Below are 25,958 nucleotides of genomic sequence, written 5' to 3' on the forward strand. Positions count from 1 at the left end.
TTAATATGCAACACGAATCTCCTATTATTCGTCGCAAATCAACCCGTATTTATGTGGGTGATGTGCCGATCGGTGATGGTGCACCAATTGCTGTGCAATCCATGACCAACACAAGAACAACAGATGTAGCCGCGACCGTTGCTCAAATTCGAGCTTTGGAAAAAGTTGGCGCAGATATCGTTCGCGTATCTGTACCGACTATGGATGCCGCTGAAGCTTTTAAGCTAATCAAACAGCAGGTCTCTGTTCCTTTGGTTGCTGATATTCACTTCGACTACCGTATTGCTCTTAAAGTGGCAGAGTACGGCGTTGACTGTCTGCGTATCAACCCTGGTAACATCGGTAACGAAAGCCGTATCCGCTCAGTTGTTGATTGCGCACGTGATATGAATATTCCGATTCGTATTGGTGTTAACGGCGGTTCTCTTGAGAAAGAGATCCAAGAGAAATACACAGAACCTACAGCAGAAGCGCTTGTTGAATCAGCAATGCGTCACGTAGATATCCTCGACCGTCTGAACTTTGATCAATTCAAAGTCAGCGTGAAGGCGTCTGATGTATTCCTAGCTGTTGGTTCTTACCGTTTGCTTGCTAAGCAGATTGACCAACCTCTTCACCTTGGTATTACCGAAGCGGGTGGGGCACGTGCTGGCTCTGTGAAGTCCGCGGTAGGTTTGGGTATGCTTCTTTCTGAAGGTATCGGCGATACGCTGCGTATCTCGCTAGCGGCTGATCCTGTTGAAGAGATCAAAGTCGGCTTTGATATTCTTAAATCTTTGCGCATTCGCTCGCGTGGCATCAACTTCATTGCGTGCCCAAGCTGTTCTCGTCAAGAGTTCGATGTTATTAACACTGTTAATGCCCTTGAAGAGCGCCTAGAAGACGTGATTACACCAATGGATGTATCAATCATCGGTTGTGTGGTTAACGGCCCTGGTGAAGCTGAAGTGTCTCACTTAGGTCTAGCGGGTAGTGCACGTAAGAGTGCTTTCTACGAAGACGGTAAGCGTCAGAAAGAGCGCTTCGACAACGATGATCTTGTCGACAAACTTGAAGCTAAGATTCGTGCAAAAGCGTCAGTGCTTGATCAAGCAAATCGCATTGATGTAGAAAACTTAGAAGATTAATACAACGCGATGGGGTGTGATTGTCTATTCGCACTAACACCTGGTCGTGAGAAATTACGGAATAAATACTGTGGCTAAAAATATCCAAGCAATTCGAGGCATGAACGACTGCCTTCCAACTCAATCACCACTGTGGCAGAAAGTAGAAAGCGCAGTTAAAAACGTGGTGAGCGCATACGGTTACAACGAAGTACGTATGCCTATCGTTGAAGAAACAAACCTATTTAGCCGTGCAGTTGGTGAAGAGACAGATGTTGTTTCTAAAGAAATGTACACTTTTGATGACCGCAATGGCGATAGCTTAACGCTGCGTCCAGAAGGCACGGCAGGTTGTGTACGTTCATGTATTCAAAATAGCCTTATCAACCGTGATGAACAGCGCCTATGGTACATGGGTCCAATGTTCCGTCACGAGCGTCCTCAAAAAGGTCGTTACCGTCAATTCCACCAATGTGGTGTTGAGGTGTTTGGCCTAGACGGTCCAGACGTTGACGCAGAACTTATCATGATGACAGCACGTCTATGGCGTGAGCTAGGCATCGATAAGCACGTTCGCCTAGAGCTGAACTCAATCGGTTCTCAAGAAGATCGCGTAAGCTACCGCACTGCGTTAGTGGCTTTCCTTGAGCAACACATTGATGTGCTTGACGAAGACTGTAAACGTCGTATGCACACTAACCCTCTACGTGTACTTGATACTAAGAACCCTGATGTTCAAGCTATCTTAGGTGACGCACCTCGACTATCTGAATATCTAGGTGAAGAATCGAAGCAACATTTTGCTGGTTTGTGTGAACTTCTTGACGCTGTTGGTATCGAATACCAAGTTAATGAGCGTCTAGTACGTGGCCTAGATTACTACAACCGCACCGTATTTGAGTGGATCACAGACAGCCTTGGTGCTCAAGGTACAGTATGTGGCGGCGGTCGTTACGATGGTCTTGTTGAGCAACTGGGCGGCAAAGCAACCAATGCAGTTGGCTTCGCAATGGGTCTAGAGCGTCTGGTTCTGATGATGGAAACGCTAGAGCTAACAGAAGTTCGCCGTAGCGTTGATGTTTACGTAGTTGCTGCTGGCGAAGGTACTATGATCGCGGGCATGCAGTTAGCGAATCAATTACGCGACACCGTTGAAGGCGTGCGTGTAATGAACCACTTCGGTGGTGGTAACTTCAAGAAGCAATTCAAACGTGCTGACAAAGTAGGTGCTGTTGTGGCGCTGGTACTTGGTGAGAACGAAGTTGCTGACAATACAGTTGTGCTAAAAGATCTGGTTGGCGGCGAGCAAGAAACCGTGTCTCAAACGGAAGTTGCAGAGAAAGTTGCTGCGCTAATCTAATTAGCCATTGAGCAAACGCTCATAATGAATACTAACGTCAGCACTATGCTGGCGTTTAAAGAATTAAAGAGGACAGGAAGTGGAACTTTACGATAGCGAAGAGCAACAAGTTGAAGCCATTAAAGATTGGTGGAAAGAGAACGGTAAAGCCGTAATCTTTGGTGCGGTTATTGGTTTAGGTGGTCTATTTGGCTGGCGTTATTACCAAGATTCAGTCGTTGAAGCGCGTGAAGCAGCTTCAGAAAGCTACACCTCTGTAATTTCAGCTCTTGATACTAAGGGCGTTGATGCTCAATCTGATATTCAAGCTTTCATCGACGCAAACAAAGAGGCTGAGTACTCAGTACTTGCAGCTATGCAATTAGCAAAAGTACAAGTGCAAGCGGGTGAGCTAGCAGCAGCACTTGAACAGCTAGAGTGGGCAAAATCGGCAACTAAGGACGCGGCACTTGCGCCACTACTTACTTACCGTGTTGCACGCATTAAAGCTGAGCAAGGTGAATTTGACGCAGCATTGACTGATCTTGCTGCTATGACTGATGAATCTTGGAAAGGCCGTGTTGCTGAACTGCGTGGTGATATCTCACTTCGTAAAGGCGACACTGACGCAGCATACAGTGCTTATACAGAAGCACAGCAAGCTGTTGATGCTAGCCAAACGCTTCAAATCAAACTTGACGACCTAGCTAAATAAGGCGCTTTGAATGAAGAAGATGTTTCCAAAAGCGGCGTTGTGTGCGATTGCTCTTGGCCTACTAGCTGGCTGTGCGGGTGAAGAAGACACCGTAATCATGGCTCCAGTACCAACGGTAAACAGCGAGTTCACTCCTAGTCAGGAATGGTCTACGTCGGTTGGTGATGGTGTTGGTCACTACTTTTCAAAACTAACGCCAGAATTGGCTTACGACAAAGTGTTTGTTGCAAGCCGTGAAGGTATGGTTAAAGCGCTTGATCCTGATACAGGTAAAGAGCTGTGGAAAGTCGATCTTGAGAAAGACGTACTGGCTCGTTTATCGGGTGGCTTAACGGCGGCTTACGGTAAAGTATTTGTTGGTTCTGAAAATGGCGAAGTGATCGCACTGGAAGAATCGACCGGTGAAGAGCTGTGGCGTGTATCAGTGAATGGCGAGGTGCTTGCATCCCCAGCAACTGATAGCAACATGGTCATTGTTCATACCAGTCGCGGTATGTTGATCGCGTTAGATCAAGCAAGTGGCGAACAAAAATGGACCATCAGTACTGAAGTACCAAGCCTAACACTCCGTGGCGATAGCTCACCGGTTGCGGTTTCTGGTGGTGTATTCTGGGGTACAGCAAATGGTCGTCTAGCTGCAGCTATCGTCGACCGTGGTCAGCTTATTTGGCAACAGCCAGTAGGCACGCCAAAAGGCGCAACGGAAATCGATCGCTTGGTTGATGTTGATGCATCTCCAATTGTTCTCGGTGGCACCCTGTATACCGTAGGTATCAATGGTCAGCTGATTGCAATTGACCTTCGTTCTGGTAAGCCAATTTGGAAGCGTAACTACTCGTCAGCGATTGATTTAGCAAGTGATGGCAGCCGTTTGTTCGTTGTTACCGACAAAGACCATGTGGTTGCGGTTGATGCTCGTAGTGGTACTGAACTGTGGAGCACTCCATTGTTAGAAAACCGCTTACTGACAGCACCTGCTATTATTAATGGTTATGTAGTCGTGGGTGACACAGAAGGTTACCTGCACTGGTTAGATCGTTCATCGGGTGAGTTTGTTGCTCAACAGCTTGTCGATGATAGCGGCTTTGCGGTTGCACCAATTGAACTGCCTGAAGGCTACTTAGTGACGACTCGCAATGGCGATGTAAAGAAACTAACGATTAGCCAATAAAAGCGTGATATAATTCACAGTCGGCTCCTGGTTGGTAACAGCCAGGAGCCGTTTTGTTGTTAAAAATTAATAAACCGTGTGGTTATAGGTAAGAGTTTAAACTTGCGAACAAGTGCTTACCTATAACTACATTTAGAGAAGAAATTGTAGAGGTTGTTATGGTACCTGTTGTTGCTCTAGTAGGGCGTCCGAACGTAGGTAAATCTACGTTATTTAACCGATTGACTCGAACTCGTGATGCATTGGTTGCGGATTTCCCTGGCTTAACGCGTGACCGTAAATACGGCCATGCTCATTTTAGCGAGCATGACTTTATTGTTATTGACACTGGCGGTATCGACGGTACTGAAGAAGGTGTTGAAACTAAAATGGCTGAACAGTCGCTAGCAGCGATTGATGAAGCTGATGTTGTTCTATTTATGGTAGATGGCCGTGCTGGTCTAACACCATCTGATGTAGCGATTGCTAAGCACCTACGTCAACTAGAAAAGCCTTCAATGCTAGTAGTAAACAAGGTTGATGGTATCGACCCTGATGCTGCAAGTGCTGACTTCTGGCAACTAGGTGTAGAAGACATGTACCAAATCGCTGCGGCGCACGGTCGTGGCGTTACTGCACTGATTGACCTTGCTCTTAACCCGTTCGCAGAAGCGCTAAAAGCGGAAAATGGCGAAGTAAGCGATCTAACTGAGTTTGAAGACGAAGAAGAAGAGCAGGTTGAATTTACAGAAGAAGAAGCTGAAGAAGAATTCAAGCGTCTTCAAGATCAACCAATCAAGCTAGCGATCATTGGCCGTCCTAACGTAGGTAAATCAACACTAACTAACCGTATTCTTGGTGAAGAACGTGTGGTTGTTTACGATATGCCAGGCACAACTCGTGACTCTATCTATATCCCAATGCAACGTGATGAGCGTGAATACGTTCTAATCGATACTGCGGGTGTTCGTCGCCGTAAAAACATCAACGAAACGGTAGAGAAGTTCTCAGTAGTTAAAACACTGAAAGCGATTGAAGATGCCAACGTTGTATTGCTGCTTATCGATGCTCGCGAAAACATCTCTGATCAAGATCTAAGCTTGTTAGGCTTTGCGTTGAACGCGGGTCGTTCAATCGTGATTGCGGTAAACAAGTGGGATGGCCTAGATAACGACGTGAAAGAACGCGTTAAGAAAGAGCTAGACCGTCGCTTAGGTTTCGTTGATTTCGCACGTATTCACTTTATCTCTGCACTTCACGGTACTGGTGTTGGTCACTTGTTTGAGTCTGTACAAGAAGCTTACAAGTCAGCGACGACTCGTGTTGGTACTTCTGTGCTAACTCGTATCATGAAGATGGCGACTGATGATCACCAACCGCCTATGGTTCGTGGCCGTCGTGTGAAACTGAAATACGCGCACGCTGGTGGCTACAACCCACCGATTATCGTTATCCACGGTAACCAAGTTCGTAATTTGCCAGATTCATACAAACGATTCTTGATGAACTACTACCGTCGTTCACTAGAAATTATGGGGACACCTATTCGCATTCAGTTCCAGAACAGCGAGAACCCATTTGAAGCTAAGACAAACAAGCTGACAATTTCTCAAGAACGTAAACGTAAGCGTATGATGAGCATGGTTAAAGGTCGTAAGTAAACCTTTCCAATAGATTTGATACCCGAGCCTGTCTCGGGTATTTTTTTAAGCAAAATTCACGTTAAGCCATAAAAATATATTTTTATCATCATGGCTTAACGAATCAGACTAGATTCCCAAAGAAGAACGATATGACTACTAGCGATTTGATTACACCTGCGTCAGCAATCACACCAACCATCACTAAATTTTGTCATCAGGCCTGGCAGTTCAATGCTAAAGCGCTGTACGTTGAAAGTGATGACAGTAAAACTTACTTGATCACCGACGTAACACCTTTCCACCCTGTTAGCCATATTTGGCCTGATCATCCGGCAGACCAAGGCTTTGTGACTGTTGGTGACGTTCAATATCCAGTGGAGGAGTGCCTTGTTGGTGCAATAGAACAATCTACTGGCAAGCTTCATATTGCAGCAGATATTCCTGTTAAGCGTGATACGGAAGGGTGGGCGTTTGTGGTTGTCCACCAGCTACCCGCATCTGCTTCTATGATTAAGGTTAGCGACGAAGTCGTGTTGTCGGTTGATAAAGAGTATCAAGCCAGTTTGAGCCGTGGTCACAGTGCTGGCCACATCGCTTTTCTAGCCCTGAATAAAGTATTGGCTGAAAGCTACTGGCGTAAAGATGCGGACAGAAAAGATCCGCTTGGCAGCTACGATTTCAATAGCTATGCACAGGTGACGAGCTTTGTGACTCCAGAGCTGTGTACCGATAAGTATCGTTTAGGCAAAACCCTGAAGAAGCGCGGTTTGAACGTTGCAGACATGCTAGCAAACCTAGATGTCATTGAAGCTGACATCAACCAGATGATTGCGGGCTGGCTTGCAGAGCCGACACCAGTTGCGATGCGACTGGAAGGCGAGACATTAACAGACTCTCGCTATTGGGAATGGCAGTTGGATAGCGATACTTTGGTGTCTATTCCGTGTGGTGGTACTCACATCGAGAACACCTCAGAACTTAAGACATTATCCGTTAAGTTAACCCAGCTAGATGACCAGCATATTGAAATGCTGACGCATGTAATTCGATGATTTAGACTACAGATCGAAATGGGTTGTGCTGTATATTCTTTTTTAACATGTCACTTTTGATATAAATGACCATTTAAAATTGAAATGCAGCACATGTAACTTATGCTTTCGGTGTGTGGTGATATAAATATTCTTTTTGGGGTAGATCGCTGATCAAAATAGATAAAGCGAAAGATCAACCTATGATCTTCGGTTGTGTGTGGTACTAACTTAGTGTGTTATTATTAACCAATAACAAGCTTGCATAAGAACAAGCTGTACCCAATTACACAATTGAAAGCTTTAGCGAATGGAACAACAATTTTTATTAGAAGGCCACCGAGCAGTCAATAGTTTGCTGCGGAAGCTTGCCCTTGGGATGGATCGCAAGGACTTAAACCATAAGATCATTCAGCTTACTGAGCTGCTTTTTGGTCAGCGTATGGCTTCAATCTTACTGCTCAACTCCGAATCAAAGACTCTACATCTTGAATATGCCCCCAACCTGCCTGATTTCTACAATCAACAGATAGAAGGGGTGGGAATTGGTGCCGGGATTGGTTCCTGTGGTGAGGCAGCTGCGCTTAAGAAAGCAGTGATGGTCTCCAATATAAATGCACACCCAAACTGGGCGCCTTTCTTAGCCTTAACCAGCCAAGCCAATCTGCATGCCTGTTGGTCGGTACCCATTATATCGTCGCGCGGTAATGTTTTGGGTACCTTTGCTATTTATAGTCAGTACATCTCTGAACCACATGAATTTGAGCTCGAGATCTTAGAGCTATTAGCGTCTCTGTATTCGGTCGCACTAGAGAAGTTTGAGCTGGAGAATCAGCTTAACTTTTTCGCCAATCGTGATTCTCTAACTCACTGTTTGAATCGTCGGGCATTGTTCAATGAAGCCGAAAAAGTGTTAACTAAGCGCTGTTTTGCACAAAAGGTGATGGCGTGTCTGTTTGTTGATGTCGATAAGTTCAAATCGATAAATGATACCTATGGCCACAGTTTCGGTGACGATGTGTTGTTGGCGGTTGCTGAGGTTCTTGATGAGGCAACTACAGCCTGTGCCAAGATAGGGCGTTATGGTGGTGATGAGTTTGTGGTGTTCTCTTGTTTTGATGATCAAGAAAGCGTTGTTAGCTTCTATCACAGCTTAGAAAAAGCACTGCAACAAGCGCTTTATATCAATGATGTGCAGTTTTCAGTGAGTGTCGGGCTTTCTTGTGAGAAAGATCCTCAAGGATTAGACCAGTTGATTGCACAAGCTGATAAGAACATGTACCAAATCAAGCAAGCTAAATCCCAGCAGTAGTAGATTGTAAACAGAGTAGTGAATTAGGAAATGCTAATGAGTGAAAATATCTGCCCTAAGTGCCAGTCTGAGCTAGCTTGGGATGGCAAGTATCACTGTGAAACTTGTCAGGCTCACTTTACTAAAGTTGGGTTTTGTCCTGAGTGCAGGAGCCAGTTAGAGAAGCTTCAAGCCTGTGGTGCCGCGAGCTATTTTTGTAATGGCGATTGCAACGAGCTTAAGTCTAAATCGAGAGTAAAATTCGAATTCCAACCAGCGGAATAGCCTTAAACTGCATGGTTTGAACGACTATCGGTGATGTTATACCAGAGACTCAATACTAAAGTGTTGGGTCTTTTTTGTATCTGAAGAACAGGAATGTGTCATCTTGGTTCATTCTTATCGCCGCTGCACCAGTATGAAACATAGTTACATGATTACTATGTTTCATACTGGTGTGAGTTAATTTTAAATTCTATTAATACAATAGCTTATAAATAAACTTGTTGATTTATAAGTTTGGCACTCTTCTTGTAACTCTGTAATTGAATAACAAAAATACAATTATGGAGTACTATCATGAACAAGGTGTTCAATTTATCGCTAGCTGCACTGTGTACAACACTTTCATTTTCTTCTGCTACCGTGCTTGCGGCTGATGAGACCATCAAGGTCGGCGTTCTACATTCACTGTCTGGTACCATGGCGATCAGTGAAACAACGCTAAAAGATACCGTGCTAATGCTTATCGAAGAGCAGAACAAAAAGGGCGGTTTACTTGGCAAGAAGCTAGAGCCTGTTGTGGTTGACCCTGCGTCAAACTGGCCGCTATTTGCTGAGAAAGCGCGTGAGCTTATCGAAAAAGAGAAGGTCGATGTGGTGTTCGGTGGTTGGACATCGGTATCACGTAAATCGATGCTGCCTGTCTTTGAGGAACTCAACAGCATCCTTTTCTACCCAGTACAGTATGAAGGTGAAGAGTCCTCTAAAAACGTTTTCTACACCGGTGCCGCGCCAAACCAACAAGCGATCCCAGCAGTGGATTACTTGATGGAAGAGCTTGAAGTTGAGCGTTGGGTACTTGCAGGTACCGATTACGTTTACCCACGTACTACCAATAAGATCTTAGAAGCTTACCTAAAAGATAAAGGTGTCGCAGAAGAAGACATCATGATCAACTACACGCCATTTGGTCACTCTGATTGGCAATCTATCGTTTCTGACATCAAGAAGTTCGGTGAAGCAGGCAAGAAAACCGCAGTGGTTTCTACTGTGAACGGCGATGCGAACGTCCCTTTCTATAAAGAGCTCGGCGCTCAAGGCATTTCATCTGAAGACATCCCAGTTATTGCATTCTCTGTTGGTGAAGAAGAACTGTCAGGTATGGACACAGAACCACTGGTAGGCCACCTAGCGGCATGGAACTATTTCATGAGTGTTGATACCGAAGCCAATGAAGAGTTCGTTGAAACGTGGCAGTCGTTCATCAAGAGTGAAAAGCGTGTCACCAATGACCCAATGGAAGCGCACTATGTAGGTTTCAACATGTGGGCTCAAGCGGTCACTAATGCAGGCACAACCGATCCTGAATCTGTACAAGATGCCTTGATTGGTGTCTCTGTACCTAACCTTTCTGGCGGCTACTCTACCATGCTGCCAAACCACCACATCACGAAACCTGTCCTGATCGGTGAAATCCAAGACGATGGTCAATTCGATATCGTTTGGGAAACCACAGGTCTCGTTGCGGGTGATGCTTGGTCGAGCTACTTACCTGAGTCGGCAAAATTGTTCTCTAGCTGGTCGAAGCCATTCTCATGTGGCGCGTTTAATGTCGAAACCAAGAAGTGTTCTGGCGGTAACTAGAGTCATGAATGTTGAGCCTTGTCTTTAGTAAATATAGCTAAGGTAAGGCTCACTACTTCTCAGGTAACAATAATTATCCACGTATCCATCAAGCAAAAATAACAATATCTAGCTCGGTGGATTAAGGAAGCAGGGATGAAAAACCTATTGAACGTATTTAAGGCGCTATTGCTTATGGCAGTCAGTGCTCAGTTGGCTTTTGCTGGAATAACGGATGAAGCTAGTTTTACCAAGGCGCTAGTTGGTAAGAAAACATCGGATAAAGAATTAGCTATTGATTGGGTTATTGAGACGCAAACGGAAGATGTGTCGAAACCTATTTTGGATGGCTGGTTAAACGGTAATCTCTATTACTTTAATGACAAACAAAGTGAGCAGTACAAACAGCTTTACCTAATTCAAAGCATTAAAACGGCAACCTCGGCTCAGTCTGTGTGGGATGAATCAAGCCTCAGTATCGAGAATGCTAGACAGTTCAAAAAAGTTCGCGTGAATAACAAGCTTCGCGGGATCTTGCGTGGGGAAATTGCCTCGATTGGACTGAACAGCAACAACCCAGACGTGCGTTATAAAGCGGTTCTGGATCTGCTCGGTACCAAAGATTCTGACATTATTGATCGTTTAGCTGTGCTGAGAACCAGTGAATCAGAGGGCAAAGTCGCTGAGTTGATGGACTTGTCGTTAGCCATTTTCACTTCTCTTGATAAGAGTGCCACGGTTGACGATCGTGTGGTTTCGATTGACCGAGTCGGTGACTTCAAACATTCAGTAGTACTCAAAACCTTGAATCAATTGCTCAACAGCGAACAAGACCCAAAAGTCTTGGCGGCAGCAGAGAGAGCGATGGATGATTATCAACAGAGCCAAGCACTGTACTCGGGCGTTGAGACCGTATTCTTCGGCTTGAGTTTAGGTTCGGTACTAGTGCTGGCGGGTATTGGTTTGGCGATCACCTTTGGCGTAATGGGCGTGATTAACATGGCCCATGGCGAGCTGATCATGATTGGCGCATACACCACCTATGTATTGCAGTTGTTGATGCCGAATCACATCGGTTTAGCGCTGATTCTCTCTATTCCGGCTGCATTTATTGTGTCTGGTCTGGTTGGCATTGCGATTGAGCGTAGTGTGATTCGTCACCTTTATGGCCGTCCATTGGAAACCTTACTTGCGACCTTCGGTATCAGCTTGATCTTACAGCAAGCCGTTCGCTCTATTTTCTCTCCATTGAACCGCTCAGTGAGCACGCCTGAATGGATGTCTGGCGCACTGCAATTGAATCCAATGCTGTCTCTGACCTACAACCGCTTATACATCATCTTGTTCTGTGGTTTGGTGTTTATGGGATTGTTGATGGTTCTCAAGAAAACGCCACTTGGCTTGCAGGTACGTGCAGTTTCTCAAAACCGTGGCATGGCTCGCGCGATGGGGATACGTTCTGAACGTGTTGATGCGCTGACCTTTGGTTTAGGTTCTGGCGTGGCGGGTGTCGCGGGTGTGGCACTTTCTCAACTGACTAACGTTGGCCCTAATATGGGGCAAGCGTACATCATCGATTCTTTCATGGTGGTGGTGTTCGGCGGAGTCGGTAACTTGTGGGGAACACTCGTTGCAGGTCTGAGTCTTGGTTTGTTCAATAAGATCTTAGAGCCTTGGGCTGGCGCAGTGCTCGCCAAGATTCTAGTACTGGTTCTCATCATTCTATTTATTCAAAAACGCCCACGCGGATTGTTCCCGCAACGTGGTCGTGCGGCTGAAGGTTAAGGACAACATCATGCAGTCTAAATCATTTGTACTTTCGGCGATGCGTGGTGATAAAGGTGGTCAACTGACCATCCTTGCCATTCTTGCGGCCGTGATTCTAATCCCACTGGCTAATACCGTGTTACCAAGTGGACACCCGCTTCATGTCGAGACTTTCACTATCTCGCTGATGGGCAAATACCTAAGCTATGCGATGTTGGCGTTGGCGCTCGATCTGGTGTGGGGCTACCTCGGAATATTGAGCTTAGGCCACGGTGCTTTCTTTGCGCTTGGCGGTTATGCGATGGGCATGTACTTAATGCGCCAGATTGGTGATCGTGGGGCTTATGGTGATCCGGTTCTACCAGACTTCATGGTGTTCCTTGATTGGTCAGCGTTGCCGTGGTTCTGGCAGGGCTTTGATCAATTCTGGTTTGCTTGCTTAATGGTGGTGTTGGTGCCGGGCGCATTGGCCTATTTGTTCGGTTATTTGGCTTTCCGATCTCGCGTGTCTGGTGTCTACCTTTCGATCATGACTCAAGCGTTAACTTACGCTTTGATGTTGGCGTTCTTCCGCAACGAGATGGGCTTTGGTGGTAACAACGGACTGACGGATTTTAAAGACATCATTGGCCTGAGTTTACAGAGTGATGCGGTCAAGATTGGTCTGTTTGTCACGACGGGTATCTCGCTCATCCTTAGCTATATAGCGTGTCGCATGGTCGTGACCAGTCGATTAGGACGTGTGGCCTTAGCGATTCGTGATACTGAATCTCGCACCCGCTTTATGGGTTACGACGTCGATGGCATTAAGCTCTGGGTCTTCGTTCTGTCTGCGGTTATCGCGGGTATTGCTGGCGCGCTCTATGTGCCTCAAGTCGGCATCATCAACCCAGGTGAATTTGCACCGCTTAACTCGATTGAAATTGTGGTTTGGGTTGCCTTAGGTGGCCGCGCCACTCTGTTTGGTGCCATTGTTGGTGCCCTGATCATCAACTACGCCAAGAGCTGGTTTACCGTTGAGTTCCCAGAGGTGTGGCTATTTGCCCTCGGTGGTCTATTCGTTCTCTCGACCATGTACTTCCCACAAGGTGTGATTGGCTTTGTTAGCGAAAAATGGCAACAGCTGCGCAAGGCATCGAACTCAAAAGGCGAAGGACAAGATAAGGATGATCAACATAAAGGAAAGGAGGCGATCGCATGACCACATTTAATAGCGTAAAGGAATCGGTTCAGGCGTTCACTCGTCGAGATGAAGTGTTTGATTATCTTAAACCTGATATTCATCCTGCCATCGATACTCGTCATAACGTGCTGTTGTATGTTGAAGGCGTCAACAAAAGCTTTGATGGCTTCCAAGCGATAAACGACCTCAATCTCTATATCAAAGAGGGCGAACTGCGCTGCATCATCGGCCCTAATGGCGCCGGTAAAACCACCATGATGGACATCATCACCGGGAAGACTAAGCCAGACACTGGTGAAGTGTGGCTAGGTTCGAACATCAATCTGCTCAAGATGAACGAAGCTGAAATCGCCAATGCAGGTGTTGGGCGTAAGTTCCAAAAGCCGACCGTAATTGAATGTTTAACCGTGTGGCAGAACCTTGAGTTGGCGATGGCCGGCGATCGTTCAGTGTGGGCGACTTTTACTGCCGTGATGTCTGGTGAGCAGAAAGACAAACTGACCTCGGTACTTGAGCTTATTCACCTTAAAGACGAAGCCGCGAACTTGGCGGGCAATCTGTCTCACGGACAAAAGCAGTGGTTAGAGATCGGTATGTTACTGATGCAAAACCCTAAGCTGTTGCTGGTGGATGAACCCGTTGCAGGTATGACTCACCAAGAGATGGATCGCACCTCTGAACTTCTTAATTCGCTGGCAGGTAAGCACTCGGTGGTTGTGGTTGAACATGATATGGATTTCGTTCGTTCGATTGCTAGCCATGTCACCGTGCTTCATCAAGGTCACGTGTTGGCAGAAGGCACCATGGATCAAGTACAGGCTCACCCTGAAGTTAAACAAGTTTATCTCGGAGAATAGGATGTTAGATGTTAAATCAGTTAATCAATATTACGGTGAGAGCCACACCTTATGGGACTTAGATATGCAGATCCCTGAGGGAAAATGCACGGTATTAATGGGGCGTAACGGTGTTGGTAAAACCACCTTGCTGCAATGCATTATGGGGTTGGTGAATGTTGAAAGCGGTGACATTTCTTTATCGGGTGAGTCACTTTTGAAAACCGATGCCGAGGACCGCCCACGCCAAGGGATCGGCTATGTACCGCAAGGTCGCCAGATCTTCCCAATGCTCACTGTTCAAGAAAATCTAGAGGTCGGTTTACCGATTCGTAAAAAGGGCGACCGCAAGATTCCTGAATTCATCTTCGATATTTTCCCAGTGTTAAAAGAGATGCTACATCGTCGCGGTGGTGATTTATCGGGTGGGCAGCAGCAGCAGCTAGCGATTGGGCGTGCGCTGGTGGTTAATCCAAAGCTATTGATCTTGGATGAGCCGACGGAAGGTATTCAACCCAATATTGTGCAAGAGATTGGCGACATCATTCGCATGCTTAACGAGAAGATGGGACTCACGGTTCTACTTGTAGAGCAGAAGCTACCATTTGCAAGAAAGGTCGGTGACCGTTTTTGTATTCTCGACCGTGGGCGTCAGGTGGCAGAAGGTGAAATGACAGGGCTCGATGAGTCTTTGATTAAGGAGTACCTAACCGTATGAATTCTCTCTTTTCTCCAAATGAAGTAAGCAAGGCTTCTTTAGTTGAAGCTTTATCTTTGAATGACACCATCGAACAAGATATTCGTGATGGTTGGCAAGCGAGTTTAAATCTCACCTTTGTCGATCGTGGTGATAAAACCGTATTAAAGAATCGTCAGCAGTCAGGCCCGCTTGCGGTGCAACGCCCCCTGTATCCTGATGGGGAAACGTGTCACACCTACTTACTCCATCCCCCCGGCGGAGTGGTAGGTGGTGACACTCTCAATATTAACGTGAACCTTGAGCGAGGTGCTCATGCGTTGATCACCACCCCCGGTGCGACCAAGTTCTATCGTTCCAACAACAAGTACGCCAAGCAGAAGCAAACCTTACATGTGGAGAAAGGGGCTCGCTTGGAGTGGATGCCACAAGAGAACATCTTTTTCCCCAATGCACATGTTCGACTCGATACTGAAATACGCCTAGAAAAGGGTGCACAGTTTTGGGGTTGGGAGATGCACTGTTTTGGACGGCCTGCACAGAATGAGGGATTTGAGCATGGTCACCTCGTCGGTAAAACGGAAATCTATCTTGATAATCAACGGCTTCTTACGGAAGGGTTTAATTTTCACGGTGGCGATAAGTTGATGATAAATATGGGGTTACTTGACTATTCTATGATGGGAACCTTTTATCTCACCTCAAATGAGAAGCAAGATTTAGAGTTGGTACAGAGCTTGCTCTTATCTATTACACAGCAAGCTTCACAGCAATCAGACTCATCGAAAATGTCGAGTGACCCCACATTAATATTGGGCGCGACACAAATAGAAGGATTGATTGTGGTGCGAGCCTTGGGCAATTGGAGTGAAGATATTCTCCAGGCCTTTGGTCAGATATGGCAAGCAACTCGCTCTCATTTGTATGGTACGACTCCTGATTTACCAAGGATTTGGGCGACTTAGCGATTAGCCCTATTTGTACCGAGAGTGACTTCCGGCCCTCGGTACATTTTTTCAAGCTTGCTGTGACTGAATCCCACTTACTGCTCATGCGTTTATGAGCAATAAGAAAACAACACTAACAGCGGGCGGCTAAATGGAATTAACACCAAGAGAAAAGGATAAGCTACTTATCTTCTGCGCAGGAATGCTGGCACAGCAGCGCAAACAAAAAGGCTTAAAACTCAACTATCCAGAATCTATTGCGCTGATCAGCAGCGCCATTCTAGAAGGTGCCCGCGAGGGTAAAACCGTTTCGGAACTGATGGATTTTGGACGCACACTGCTAACCGTCGATGACGTTATGGAGGGGATCCCTTCCATGATCCCAGATGTACAAGTCGAAGCGACTTTTCCCGATGGCACCAAATTGGTGACCGTTCATGAACCTATCGTTTAGGGAGAAGTAGTATGGCTAGTTCCACCAAACAATATTCAGGCTTAGTTCCCGGGCAAGTCGAAACCGCTCCGGGCAACATTACTTTAAATGAAGGCCGAGACACGACGTCGGTTAAGGTGCAAAACATTGGCGACCGTCCTGTGCAAATTGGCTCTCATTACCATTTCTATGAAGCAAACCCTTCTTTGATCTTTGACCGAGAAGCCACTAAAGGGTTTCGACTCAATATCCCTGCAGGTACTGCCACTCGTTTTGAACCGGGTCAATCACGTAGCGTCGAGTTAGTGCGTTACGCAGGTAAGTTAGAGATTTATGGCTTCCAAGGAAAGGTGATGGGCAAGCTCTAAGCGCTCCCATAGAAAGAATTAAAACAACAAAGGATTGATCATGGCGACGATATCCAAACAGGCTTATGCCGAAATGTTTGGGCCTACAGTCGGTGACCGAGTGCGTCTTGCTGACACCGATTTATGGCTAGAAGTTGAAAAGGATTACACCGTATACGGTGACGAAGTGAAGTTTGGCGGCGGTAAAGTGATCCGTGATGGACAAGGGCAAAGCCAGCGTCCAAGTGCCGAAACACCTGACTTGGTGATCACTAACGCGATTGTGTTGGACTATTGGGGCATAGTAAAAGCCGATGTCGCTATCAAAGACGGCCGAGTTCAAGCGTTGGGTAAAGCGGGTAACCCCGACGTTCAACCGGGCGTCGATATAGTCATTGGCCCGGGCACGGAAATTTTGGCAGGTGAAGGTTCGATCCTGACTGCTGGCGGTATCGATTCACACATTCACTTTATCTGCCCACAGCAGGTTGAAGAGGCGCTGGCGTCGGGTGTGACTACCATGATAGGTGGTGGTACTGGGCCAAACACAGGCACCAATGCGACGACCTGTACACCGGGCCCGTGGAACATGCACCGTATGTTGGAGTCACTCGATCAATTCCCGATGAACTTTGGCTTGCTCGGCAAAGGCAATGCCAGTCAGCCAGAAGCTCTACGCGAACAAGTAGCTGCAGGCGCAGTGGGTTTGAAGTTGCATGAAGACTGGGGAACCACACCCGCGTCAATTGATACTTGCTTGAGTGTTGCTGACGAGATGGACGTACAAGTTGCAATTCACACCGATACACTAAATGAATCGGGTTTTGTTGAATCTACACTGGGTGCCATCGGTGACCGTGTGATTCATACCTATCACACCGAAGGTGCAGGTGGTGGTCATGCTCCCGATATTATCCGTGCGGCAGGTGAACCAAATGTTCTGCCTTCTTCGACTAACCCAACGCGACCTTATACGGTCAATACGGTCGATGAGCACTTAGACATGTTGATGGTGTGTCATCACCTGTCACCGTCAATTGCTGAAGATGTCGCGTTTGCTGAATCGCGCATTCGCCGTGAAACCATTGCCGCAGAAGACATTCTTCATGACTTAGGCGCGTTCTCGATGATCGCTTCGGATTCACAGGCAATGGGGCGCGTAGGCGAGGTGGTAACCCGAACTTGGCAAACCGCGCACAAGATGAAAGTGCAGCGTGGCAGCCTAAAAGAAGATTCTGACTACAGCGATAACTTCCGCCTAAGACGTTATGTCGCTAAGTACACCATTAACCCTGCGATCACGCACGGCATGGCACATGAGATCGGCTCTATCGAAGCAGGAAAGCTCGCGGATCTCGTGCTGTGGAAACCAGCTTTCTTTGGTGTGAAGCCGAGCGTGATTTTGAAAGGCGGAATGATCGCCATGGCACCAATGGGTGATCCTAATGCTTCAATTCCAACCCCTCAACCCGTCCACTACCGCTCTATGTTTGGTAGTTATGGCAAGGCGTGTCAGAACACATCGATGCTGTTTGTTTCCAAGGAAGCCAAAGCACAGAACATCGATAAAAAATTGGGTTTGCAAAGCCTGATTGGTGTTGTGAGCAATTGCCGAAACATTAGCAAAGCCGACATGAAGCTTAACGACTGGATGCCAAAAATTGAGGTCGACTCTCAGACTTATCAAGTGCGTGCTGATGGTGAACTGCTGACGTGTGAGCCGGCTGAAGAACTGCCAATGGCTCAAAGATATTTTTTATTTTAATAGCTCGGCTGAAGGCTTTTATTTTAAGTCCTTTAGCTGAAGCTCGTATTTTAGCTCTTGGCTGAGGGCTCCTAATTTGAACGTTATAAATCTCACAAGGAGATTGAGGTAATAGCATGATTGAACTGACTCAACTAAATACTCAAATACAAAATGCACCGGACGGCTATTTAAGTCTGCCGATCGATAGTCGCATTAAAAGCCGTCTTAAGGTGATGCTTGATGACGGGCGCAATGCTGGATTGTTTCTACCACGCGGTCATATTTTGCGTGGTGGAGAACAATTGACTAGTGAGTGTGGCTTAACTGTCGAAGTGAAAGCGGCGCCGGAAACCGTGTCGACCGTTTACTGTGAAGACTCGCATCTGTTAACTCGTGTTGCTTATCACCTTGGTAACCGACATGTTCCGCTGCAAGTGGAAGCGGGCTGGGTTCGTTATCAACACGACCATGTTTTGGATGAAATGGTTGAAGGTTTAGGCGCGACAGTGACGACCGAAAAACAACCGTTTGAACCAGAAGGCGGCGCTTATGGCGGTCGCTCTGGTGGTCATCATCACCATCATTAATCGAGTCATTTGAGACTCATCCATTTATAGATACAACCACGATATCAATAATTATAAACGCAAGGAACTCGCGATGAACTTTAAAACAGCTGCTGGCTTTTGTACTTTCACACTGGCTTCTCTAACAACATCCACGATGGCTTTCGCTCACCCGGGGCACGGTTCGCATTCGGTTCATGAGTCTCACTCATTGATGTCTGGCTTAACTCACCCTGTGACAGGTATGGATCACCTGATTATGCTGATCGCTTTTGGTCTGTTAATTGGCGCACTGTCGTTTTCAACCAAGATAAAAGCCGCTTTGATTGGTGGTGGATTGGCTTCGTTGGTGGTTGGGCTTATCGCAGGCCAAGCCTTAGGTTTCTCTGTAATTGTTGAACCAGCCATTATCGCTTCTCTGTTCGTCGTCAGCTTTTGCCTTTGGCACGTATTCTCACCATCAACCAAGCGTGTAAACAGCGTATTAGTCGCTTCTATTGCTATGTTGTTTTTCCATGGCTACGCACACGGCGTTGAAGCTGCGAGCAACCTAACTCAGTTTGCAGCAGGCATGAGCATCACTGCTTTGGCTCTTATGGTTATCGGTACATCGGTTGGACGCGCGGTTTACTCAAAATGGATGTCGGTTGGTGTGGCTTCAGCTAGCGCATTATTACTGTTAGGCGCGTAAGCTCTCGAACTTTTTCGATTCTAGAAGACTGAGGGCGCGATTATGAACACAACAGAAAATGTTGCCATCTATCGTCTGTTTCAATTGATCAGTCCGTCACTGCCGATTGGTGGGTTCACTTACTCGCAAGGCCTTGAGTTAGCGGTTGAAGCGGGGTGGGTGACCGATCGCAACAGCATGGAGCAGTGGCTCAATACCATCGTCAGTTCCAGTATCGCGACTTTGGAATTACCTATCTTAGAGCGTCTTTATCATGCCCTAGAAAAGGGTGAAATCGATGAGATTGAGCATTGGTGTAACTACTTATACTCAAGCCGTGAAACCAGTGAATTGCGAGCGGAAGAAAAGCAGCGTGGGCAGGCATTGAACACCTTGTTGAAGCGCTTGGATATCGATATTTCGCTGGTGGACTCTGTTGATAGTCACCCAAACCAACTGTTGGGCATGTGTATGGCGGCTCAGCATTGGTGCATTGATTTAGAAAGCCTCAAGCAAGGTTACTTATGGAGCTGGCTTGAAAATATCGTTACCGCAGGAGTCAAATTGGTGCCTTTAGGCCAAACCGACGGGCAGTTGGCACTGATTAATATCACTAACACCTTTCCCGAGGTGATTGAGAAAGCACGCAAGATTGAAGATTGGATGATAGGTAGCTTTTCGCCATCAATGGCATTAGCAAGTTCACTGCACGAAACACAATACACACGACTATTTCGTTCGTAGCGGTCAGCGCTAACGAGGTAGCAAGAAAAGAATATAAGGAAGTAGATTATGGAAAGTTATAAGCAACCACTTCGAATTGGTATTGGTGGCCCGGTAGGGTCTGGTAAAACAGCGTTGTTAGAGGTGCTATGTAAGGCGATTCGCGACAAGCTCAACATTGCGGTGGTAACCAACGACATCTACACCCAAGAAGATGCCAAGATACTCACGCGAGCAGAAGCGCTAGAACCGGATCGTATTATCGGTGTGGAAACAGGCGGCTGCCCACATACCGCGATTCGTGAAGATGCCTCGATGAACCTCGCAGCAGTCGAAGAGCTGGCTAAGCTACATAAGAATCTCGATGTGGTGTTTGTAGAGAGTGGTGGCGACAACCTCAGTGCGACGTTTAGCCCTGAATTAGCAGACCTGACCATCTACGTGATTGATGTAGCTGAAGGGGAGAAGATCCCACGTAAAGGTGGCCCGGGTATTACACGATCTGATCTGTTGGTTATCAATAAAATCGATTTAGCACCGTATGTTGGCGCATCATTGGAGGTGATGGAGCAAGACACACAACGCATGCGTCCAACCAAGCCCTATGTGTTTACCAACCTCAAAGAGAGCCAAGGGCTAGACTTCATCATCAACTTTATTGTGACCGAAGGTATGCTAACCATGAAGGAACCTTCTACTACTGAGTAGGGTTGGAATCATTGATTTTTTAAGCCGCTAGAGACTAAAAAGCCCTGTCGATTATCGATAGGGCTTTTTGATTTTAAACGTTCGAGTCGAACTTAAAGCTCGCTCTTAGCGACTCTTGTGGTCACTTGCGATTCAATAACACCGTCTTCAACTTGGGTGGTGATCACTTCGCCCACTTCGACATCGTTAATCGATGATACCGTCTTGCTCGATGCTGAATGAGTAATGCTGTAGCCACGCTTTAGGGTAGCCAGTGGACTAACGGTTTCTAACTTCTCTGCAGCCATAGCGAGCTGGTGGCGAGTCGTTAGTAACGTTTTATCCATCGCATCCAATAGCTTTTGCTCTGAACGTTGCAGATGTAGCTTCTGTTCGCCAAGGCGCTTTACTGGCGAGTTCAATTGAAGCTGGTGCTGTTTACGTTCAACACGCTGTGCATGCTGCTTTAGGTATTGAGTCATACCACGACGCAAACGCATATCTAGATCATCAAGCTGCTGACTCTGCTTTTGCAGTTGGTAGCTAGGATGTTGCTTCTCTAAGCGGTACTTCAATGTTTGAGTTGATTGCGCTTGTTTGATTAACACATGACGAATCGCACTGACTAAGCGAGCACGTTTAGACGCAAAAGCTTGTTCTTTATGGCTGTTATCACGGCTAACCAATTCAGCGGCTGCTGATGGTGTTGGAGCGCGCATATCTGCGACGAAATCGGCGATAGTGACATCAACTTCGTGGCCAACTGCACTGATAATCGGGATTTGGCTTGCAGCGATTGTGCGAGCTACGATCTCGTTATTGAAGCACCATAGGTCTTCTAACGAACCGCCGCCACGACCCACGATCAACACATCACACTCATTGCGCTCATTGGCACACCCAATCGCCTGAGCAATCTGAATTGCCGCCTCTTCGCCTTGAACCATGGTCGGGTAAACCACAACAGGCAATGAAGGATCGCGTCTTTTCAGGACATCAAGAATATCAAACAGTGCTGCACCGGTTTTAGAGGTGATGACGCCAACGCGTTTTGGATGTTCAGGAAGAGCTTGCTTACTGGACTGAGCAAATAAGCCTTCTGCCGCCAAGTTCATCTTAAGCTTTTCAAACTCTTGCTGAAGTTTACCGTCACCCTCTGGCTGCATGCTTTCGATGATCAGTTGGTAGTCACCGCGTGGCTCATAAAGCGACAGACGAGCTTTGACTAACACTTGATTACCGTTCTGAGGCTTAAAAGTGACTCGGCGGTTATTGCCACGAAACATGGCGCACTTAACTTGAGCGCGAGAGTCTTTAAGCGTGAGGTACCAGTGACCAGATACAGGTGCAGAGAAGTTTGATATTTCACCAACGAGCCAGACTATTCCCATTTCGTTTTCTAATAGGAGACGAACCTCTGAGTTGAGGCGAGAAACAGTAAAGATGTTTGGATTAGTCATAGAAGCACTATCTTTCCTTGAAGGAAGGTCTTTCTTGGAATCTCACAGGGCGTGAGTATGGAAGATAGCGGCAATATAATACATAGCAAGAGGGTAAATGCAAATTAAAAATACAAAAATGTGTAGCCAAGCGATTTCGTTGGCCGTATAATCCGTCCGCAATATCTAATCCAAATGCAGTTTGATTTTCCTTAATTGGCTGCCCTCATTAGGCGAAACGATGAGATTGGATTGTTTCTTTTTACTCCTATTATTGTGAGATATTGCAAATGCTAAGAATTGCCAAAGAAGCGCTGACATTCGACGACGTACTGCTAGTGCCAGCACACTCCACCGTTCTCCCTAATACAGCTGATCTTCGCACTCAGCTGACGAAGAATATTTCCCTAAACATCCCAATGATCTCTGCATCGATGGATACTGTGACAGAAGCTCGCCTAGCGATTGCACTGGCACAAGAAGGCGGAATAGGCTTCATTCATAAGAACATGTCTATTGAACAGCAAGCTGAAATGGTTCGCCAGGTTAAAATTTACGAAGCAGGTGTGGTTTCTCACCCAGTAACTGTAAACCCTGACGCGACAATCGCTGATGTTGTAGCCCTAACTGAAAAACACGGCTTTGCCGGTTTCCCTGTTGTTACTGAAACAAACGAATTGGTTGGTATTATTACTGGCCGTGACGTTCGCTTTGTTACTGACCTTTCTAAGAAAGTTGATGTAGTAATGACGCCTAAAGCTCGCCTTGCTTCTGTTAAAGAAGGTGCAACTCGTGAAGAAGTTCAAGAGAAAATGCATGAAGCGCGTGTTGAAAAAGTTCTTGTTGTAAATGATGACTTCCAACTAACTGGAATGATCACTGCAAAAGATTTCCACAAAGCAGAACGTAAACCAAACGCTTGTAAAGATGAGCGCGGCAGCCTACGTGTAGGTGCAGCTGTTGGTGCTGGTGCTGGTAACGAAGAGCGCGTTGCTGCTCTAGTTGAAGCTGGCGTAGACGTTCTACTTATCGACTCTTCACACGGTCACTCTGAAGGCGTACTTAACCGTATCCGCGAAACTCGCGCTGCATACCCTGATCTACAAATCATCGGTGGTAACGTAGCAACTGGCGCTGGCGCTCGTGCTCTTATCGAAGCTGGTGTTAGTGCGGTTAAAGTAGGTATCGGCCCTGGTTCAATCTGTACGACTCGTATCGTTACTGGTGTTGGTGTTCCTCAAGTGACAGCAATCGCAGATGCAGCTGAAGTCGCTAACGAATACGGTATTCCAGTAATCGCAGATGGCGGTATCCGCTTCTCTGGCGATATCTGTAAAGCTATCGTTGCTGGCGCATCTTGTGTGATGGTTGGTTCAATGTTCGCTGGTACTGAAGAAGCTCCAGGTGAAGTTATCCTTTACAACGGTCGTTCTTACAAGTCTTACCGTGGTATGGGTTCTCTTGGCGCTATGTCTCAAGGTTCTTCTGACCGTTACTTCCAATCTGACAACGCTGCAGACAAGCTTGTTCCAGAAGGTATTGAAGGTCGTATCGCATACAAAGGTCGTCTAAAAGAGATCGTTCACCAACAGATGGGCGGTCTACGCTCAAGCATGGGCCTTACGGGTTCTGCAACTGTTGAAGACATGCGTACTAAAGCTGAGTTTGTTCGTATCTCTGGTGCGGGCATGAAAGAATCTCACGTACACGATGTTCAAATCACGAAAGAAGCACCTAACTACCGTTTAGGTTAATAATACGTCCAAACGTTTGAATAATGTGCTGATTGAGTCGGCACATTAATATACCAACCGTAGTAAATAACTGGTCATCCTAGCTTGTTAAAAACCTCGATAACTTCGTTAGAATTTTTGATTGTGGAATAACTACTTATCAGAACTCTTTGTTGAATAGACAGCCTTGTTCTCAAGCTTTTTTCCAGCGCTACTACTGAACACTTACTTACTGTGATTGGTATTATATCTACCGCCTGTTTTGCTGAAATTCTGATTTTCTCAAAACACGAGGTTACAGATAACCAACGAAAACGTTTGCTTTATTTCTTGAAGAGTTAATCAGAGGTGAGTAAACTCGCCTCCGTTTTATCACATAGCCAATAAGACTGCTTACAATGACTAAAAATATTCATGACCAACGTATTCTAATTCTAGACTTCGGTTCTCAATACACACAGCTAGTAGCTCGTCGTATTCGTGAGATCGGTGTTTACTGTGAACTTTGGAGCTGGGACGTAGAAGAAGCGGATATTCGTGAATTCAATCCAGACGGCATCATCCTATCTGGTGGCCCTGAAAGTGTAACGGAAGAGAACTCTCCACGTGCACCTCAGTACGTATTTGATTCAGGTGTTCCTGTATTCGGTATCTGCTACGGAATGCAAACTATGGCTGAGCAACTTGGCGGTAAAGTAGCAACGTCTACTGAGCGCGAGTTCGGCTACGCAGCGGTACAAGTGACTGGTGAATCTGCACTTTTCGCAGACCTTGAGTCTACTCAAGATGTTTGGATGAGCCACGGCGATAAAGTGGTTGAGATCCCAGCTGATTTCACAAAGATCGCTGAAACAGACACTTGCCCATACGCTGCAATGGCAAACGAAGAGAAGAAGTACTACGGCGTACAATTCCACCCAGAAGTAACACACACTAAGAACGGCCTAAAAATGCTAGAGAACTTCGTTCTTAACGCATGTGGTTGTGAAGGTCTGTGGACTTCAGCTTCAATCATTGAAGATGCAGTTGCACGTATTAAAGAACAAGTAGGTGACGACGAAGTTATCCTTGGTCTTTCTGGTGGTGTTGATTCATCTGTAGTTGCAATGCTTGCTCACCGCGCTATCGGCGACAAACTAACATGTGTATTTGTAGATAACGGCCTTCTTCGTTTGAACGAAGCTGAGCAGGTTATGGAGATGTTCGGCAACAAGTTTGGTCTAAACATCATCAAAGTAGATGCTGAGCAACGCTTCCTTGACGCTCTTGAAGGCGAAGCTGAACCAGAAGCTAAGCGTAAGATCATCGGTCACGTATTCGTAGATATCTTCGATGAAGAGTCTAAGAAACTGAAGAATGCTAAATGGCTTGCTCAAGGTACTATCTACCCAGACGTAATCGAGTCTGCTGCATCTAAGACAGGTAAAGCACACGTAATCAAATCTCACCACAACGTTGGTGGTCTTCCTGATGATATGGAAATGGGCCTTGTTGAGCCTCTACGTGAGCTATTCAAAGATGAAGTACGTAAGATCGGTCTAGAGCTTGGTCTTCCATACAACATGCTTTACCGCCACCCATTCCCAGGTCCAGGTCTAGGTGTTCGTGTACTTGGCGAAGTGAAGAAAGAGTACTGTGATTTACTGCGTCGTGCTGATGCAATCTTCATTGAAGAGCTTCACGCTGCTGACCTTTACCACAAAGTATCTCAAGCATTCACGGTATTCCTACCAGTACGTTCAGTTGGCGTAATGGGCGATGGCCGTAAGTACGATTGGGTTGTATCTCTACGTGCTGTAGAAACTATCGACTTCATGACTGCTCACTGGGCACACCTACCATACGACTTCCTAGGTAAGGTTTCTAACCGTATTATCAACGAAGTTAACGGCATTTCACGTGTTGTTTACGATATTTCTGGTAAGCCACCGGCAACTATCGAGTGGGAATAATCTCTTAGAGATTTAACCAGCGTTGATTAAGATCTTAAGCCTCGAACTCAGTTCGGGGCTTTTTTCTTTTCGATTCATTATATTGACTCATAGCATTAAAGGCTTATGAGC

Annotated in this window: 24 protein-coding genes; 23 read left to right on the plus strand and 1 reads right to left on the minus strand. The window is 46.3% G+C overall.

Annotated features, from left to right (window positions below; genetic code table 11):
• The first annotated feature begins 5 nt into the window (after positions 1-5).
• The 21 genes from ispG to ureG all read left to right on the plus strand — a co-directional run bounded on the left by ispG (position 6) and on the right by ureG (position 20,744).
• Entirely contained in the window at positions 6-1,127 is a 1,122-nt protein-coding gene (gene ispG / locus BCU34_RS01460) for a flavodoxin-dependent (E)-4-hydroxy-3-methylbut-2-enyl-diphosphate synthase (RefSeq protein WP_048658835.1), read from the plus strand.
• Positions 1,128-1,197: 70 nt separating this feature from the next.
• Positions 1,198-2,466, plus strand: coding sequence for a histidine--tRNA ligase (hisS, locus tag BCU34_RS01465; protein WP_017062514.1), 1,269 nt, complete (start codon positions 1,198-1,200; stop codon positions 2,464-2,466).
• 79 nt (positions 2,467-2,545) lie between these two features.
• On the plus strand, positions 2,546-3,160 hold the full coding sequence (locus BCU34_RS01470) for a YfgM family protein (RefSeq protein ID WP_102478594.1): 615 nt from the start codon (positions 2,546-2,548) through the stop codon (positions 3,158-3,160).
• A 10-nt stretch (positions 3,161-3,170) separates the two neighbouring features.
• Positions 3,171-4,331 carry an outer membrane protein assembly factor BamB gene (bamB, locus tag BCU34_RS01475; RefSeq protein WP_048613470.1) on the plus strand — a complete coding sequence of 387 codons (1,161 nt, stop codon included), beginning with the start codon at positions 3,171-3,173 and terminating at the stop codon, positions 4,329-4,331.
• A gap of 158 nt (positions 4,332-4,489) precedes the next feature.
• Entirely contained in the window at positions 4,490-5,971 is a 1,482-nt protein-coding gene (gene der, locus BCU34_RS01480) for a ribosome biogenesis GTPase Der (RefSeq protein ID WP_017629857.1), read from the plus strand.
• Between the two features lie 131 nt (positions 5,972-6,102).
• Positions 6,103-7,005, plus strand: a complete 903-nt coding sequence (locus BCU34_RS01485; protein ID WP_102478570.1) for a metal-dependent hydrolase — start codon at positions 6,103-6,105, stop codon at positions 7,003-7,005.
• A 289-nt stretch (positions 7,006-7,294) separates the two neighbouring features.
• Positions 7,295-8,296, plus strand: coding sequence for a sensor domain-containing diguanylate cyclase (locus tag BCU34_RS01490; RefSeq protein ID WP_102478569.1), 1,002 nt, complete (start codon positions 7,295-7,297; stop codon positions 8,294-8,296).
• Positions 8,297-8,332: 36 nt separating this feature from the next.
• The gene (locus BCU34_RS01495; protein ID WP_102478568.1) at positions 8,333-8,560 is read left to right on the plus strand and encodes a zinc ribbon domain-containing protein; all 228 of its coding nucleotides are present in this window, start codon (positions 8,333-8,335) and stop codon (positions 8,558-8,560) included.
• Positions 8,561-8,854: 294 nt separating this feature from the next.
• On the plus strand, positions 8,855-10,141 hold the full coding sequence (gene urtA, locus BCU34_RS01500) for an urea ABC transporter substrate-binding protein (RefSeq protein WP_076650847.1): 1,287 nt from the start codon (positions 8,855-8,857) through the stop codon (positions 10,139-10,141).
• A 135-nt stretch (positions 10,142-10,276) separates the two neighbouring features.
• Positions 10,277-11,905 carry an urea ABC transporter permease subunit UrtB gene (urtB, locus tag BCU34_RS01505; protein WP_102478567.1) on the plus strand — a complete coding sequence of 543 codons (1,629 nt, stop codon included), beginning with the start codon at positions 10,277-10,279 and terminating at the stop codon, positions 11,903-11,905.
• Between the two features lie 10 nt (positions 11,906-11,915).
• Positions 11,916-13,088 (plus strand): urea ABC transporter permease subunit UrtC, encoded by a 1,173-nt coding sequence (gene urtC / locus BCU34_RS01510; RefSeq protein WP_102478566.1) that lies wholly within the window; start codon positions 11,916-11,918, stop codon positions 13,086-13,088.
• The gene (urtD, locus tag BCU34_RS01515) at positions 13,085-13,927 is read left to right on the plus strand and encodes an urea ABC transporter ATP-binding protein UrtD (protein ID WP_017062506.1); all 843 of its coding nucleotides are present in this window, start codon (positions 13,085-13,087) and stop codon (positions 13,925-13,927) included. Before urtC ends, urtD begins: the two co-directional genes overlap by 4 nt.
• Position 13,928: 1 nt before the next feature.
• The gene (gene urtE, locus BCU34_RS01520; RefSeq protein WP_102478565.1) at positions 13,929-14,624 is read left to right on the plus strand and encodes an urea ABC transporter ATP-binding subunit UrtE; all 696 of its coding nucleotides are present in this window, start codon (positions 13,929-13,931) and stop codon (positions 14,622-14,624) included.
• Positions 14,621-15,568 (plus strand): urease accessory protein UreD, encoded by a 948-nt coding sequence (locus tag BCU34_RS01525; protein ID WP_102478564.1) that lies wholly within the window; start codon positions 14,621-14,623, stop codon positions 15,566-15,568. The genes urtE and BCU34_RS01525 overlap by 4 nt, the downstream gene beginning before the upstream one ends.
• A 133-nt stretch (positions 15,569-15,701) precedes the next feature.
• Positions 15,702-16,004, plus strand: coding sequence for an urease subunit gamma (ureA, locus tag BCU34_RS01530; RefSeq protein ID WP_004735119.1), 303 nt, complete (start codon positions 15,702-15,704; stop codon positions 16,002-16,004).
• Between the two features lie 11 nt (positions 16,005-16,015).
• Positions 16,016-16,351, plus strand: coding sequence for an urease subunit beta (locus tag BCU34_RS01535; RefSeq protein WP_102478563.1), 336 nt, complete (start codon positions 16,016-16,018; stop codon positions 16,349-16,351).
• Between the two features lie 40 nt (positions 16,352-16,391).
• Complete coding sequence (gene ureC, locus BCU34_RS01540; protein ID WP_102478562.1) at positions 16,392-18,095, plus strand: urease subunit alpha; 1,704 nt, start codon at positions 16,392-16,394, stop codon at positions 18,093-18,095.
• Between the two features lie 116 nt (positions 18,096-18,211).
• Positions 18,212-18,664 carry an urease accessory protein UreE gene (gene ureE / locus BCU34_RS01545; RefSeq protein ID WP_048669212.1) on the plus strand — a complete coding sequence of 151 codons (453 nt, stop codon included), beginning with the start codon at positions 18,212-18,214 and terminating at the stop codon, positions 18,662-18,664.
• 73 nt (positions 18,665-18,737) lie between these two features.
• Positions 18,738-19,334, plus strand: coding sequence for a HupE/UreJ family protein (locus tag BCU34_RS01550; RefSeq protein WP_102478561.1), 597 nt, complete (start codon positions 18,738-18,740; stop codon positions 19,332-19,334).
• A gap of 42 nt (positions 19,335-19,376) precedes the next feature.
• Complete coding sequence (locus BCU34_RS01555) at positions 19,377-20,057, plus strand: urease accessory protein UreF (protein WP_102478560.1); 681 nt, start codon at positions 19,377-19,379, stop codon at positions 20,055-20,057.
• Between the two features lie 48 nt (positions 20,058-20,105).
• Positions 20,106-20,744: an urease accessory protein UreG gene (gene ureG, locus BCU34_RS01560; RefSeq protein WP_017062498.1), complete on the plus strand. Its 639-nt coding sequence runs from the start codon at positions 20,106-20,108 to the stop codon at positions 20,742-20,744.
• Positions 20,745-20,836: 92 nt separating this feature from the next.
• Here ureG and xseA read toward each other — a convergent pair whose 3' ends face one another.
• The gene (gene xseA, locus BCU34_RS01565; protein ID WP_102478559.1) at positions 20,837-22,183 is read right to left on the minus strand and encodes an exodeoxyribonuclease VII large subunit; all 1,347 of its coding nucleotides are present in this window, start codon (positions 22,181-22,183) and stop codon (positions 20,837-20,839) included.
• Between the two features lie 269 nt (positions 22,184-22,452).
• Between xseA and guaB the strand changes: the two genes are divergently transcribed.
• Both guaB and guaA read left to right on the plus strand, forming a co-directional pair.
• A complete protein-coding gene (guaB, locus tag BCU34_RS01570; RefSeq protein ID WP_048669208.1) occupies positions 22,453-23,916 on the plus strand; it encodes an IMP dehydrogenase in 1,464 nt (487 codons plus the stop codon).
• 377 nt (positions 23,917-24,293) lie between these two features.
• A complete protein-coding gene (gene guaA, locus BCU34_RS01575) occupies positions 24,294-25,847 on the plus strand; it encodes a glutamine-hydrolyzing GMP synthase (RefSeq protein WP_019820323.1) in 1,554 nt (517 codons plus the stop codon).
• The last annotated feature ends 111 nt before the right edge of the window (positions 25,848-25,958 follow it).

Source organism: Vibrio sp. 10N.286.45.E10 (assembly GCF_002874195.2).
GTDB lineage: Bacteria > Pseudomonadota > Gammaproteobacteria > Enterobacterales > Vibrionaceae > Vibrio > Vibrio crassostreae.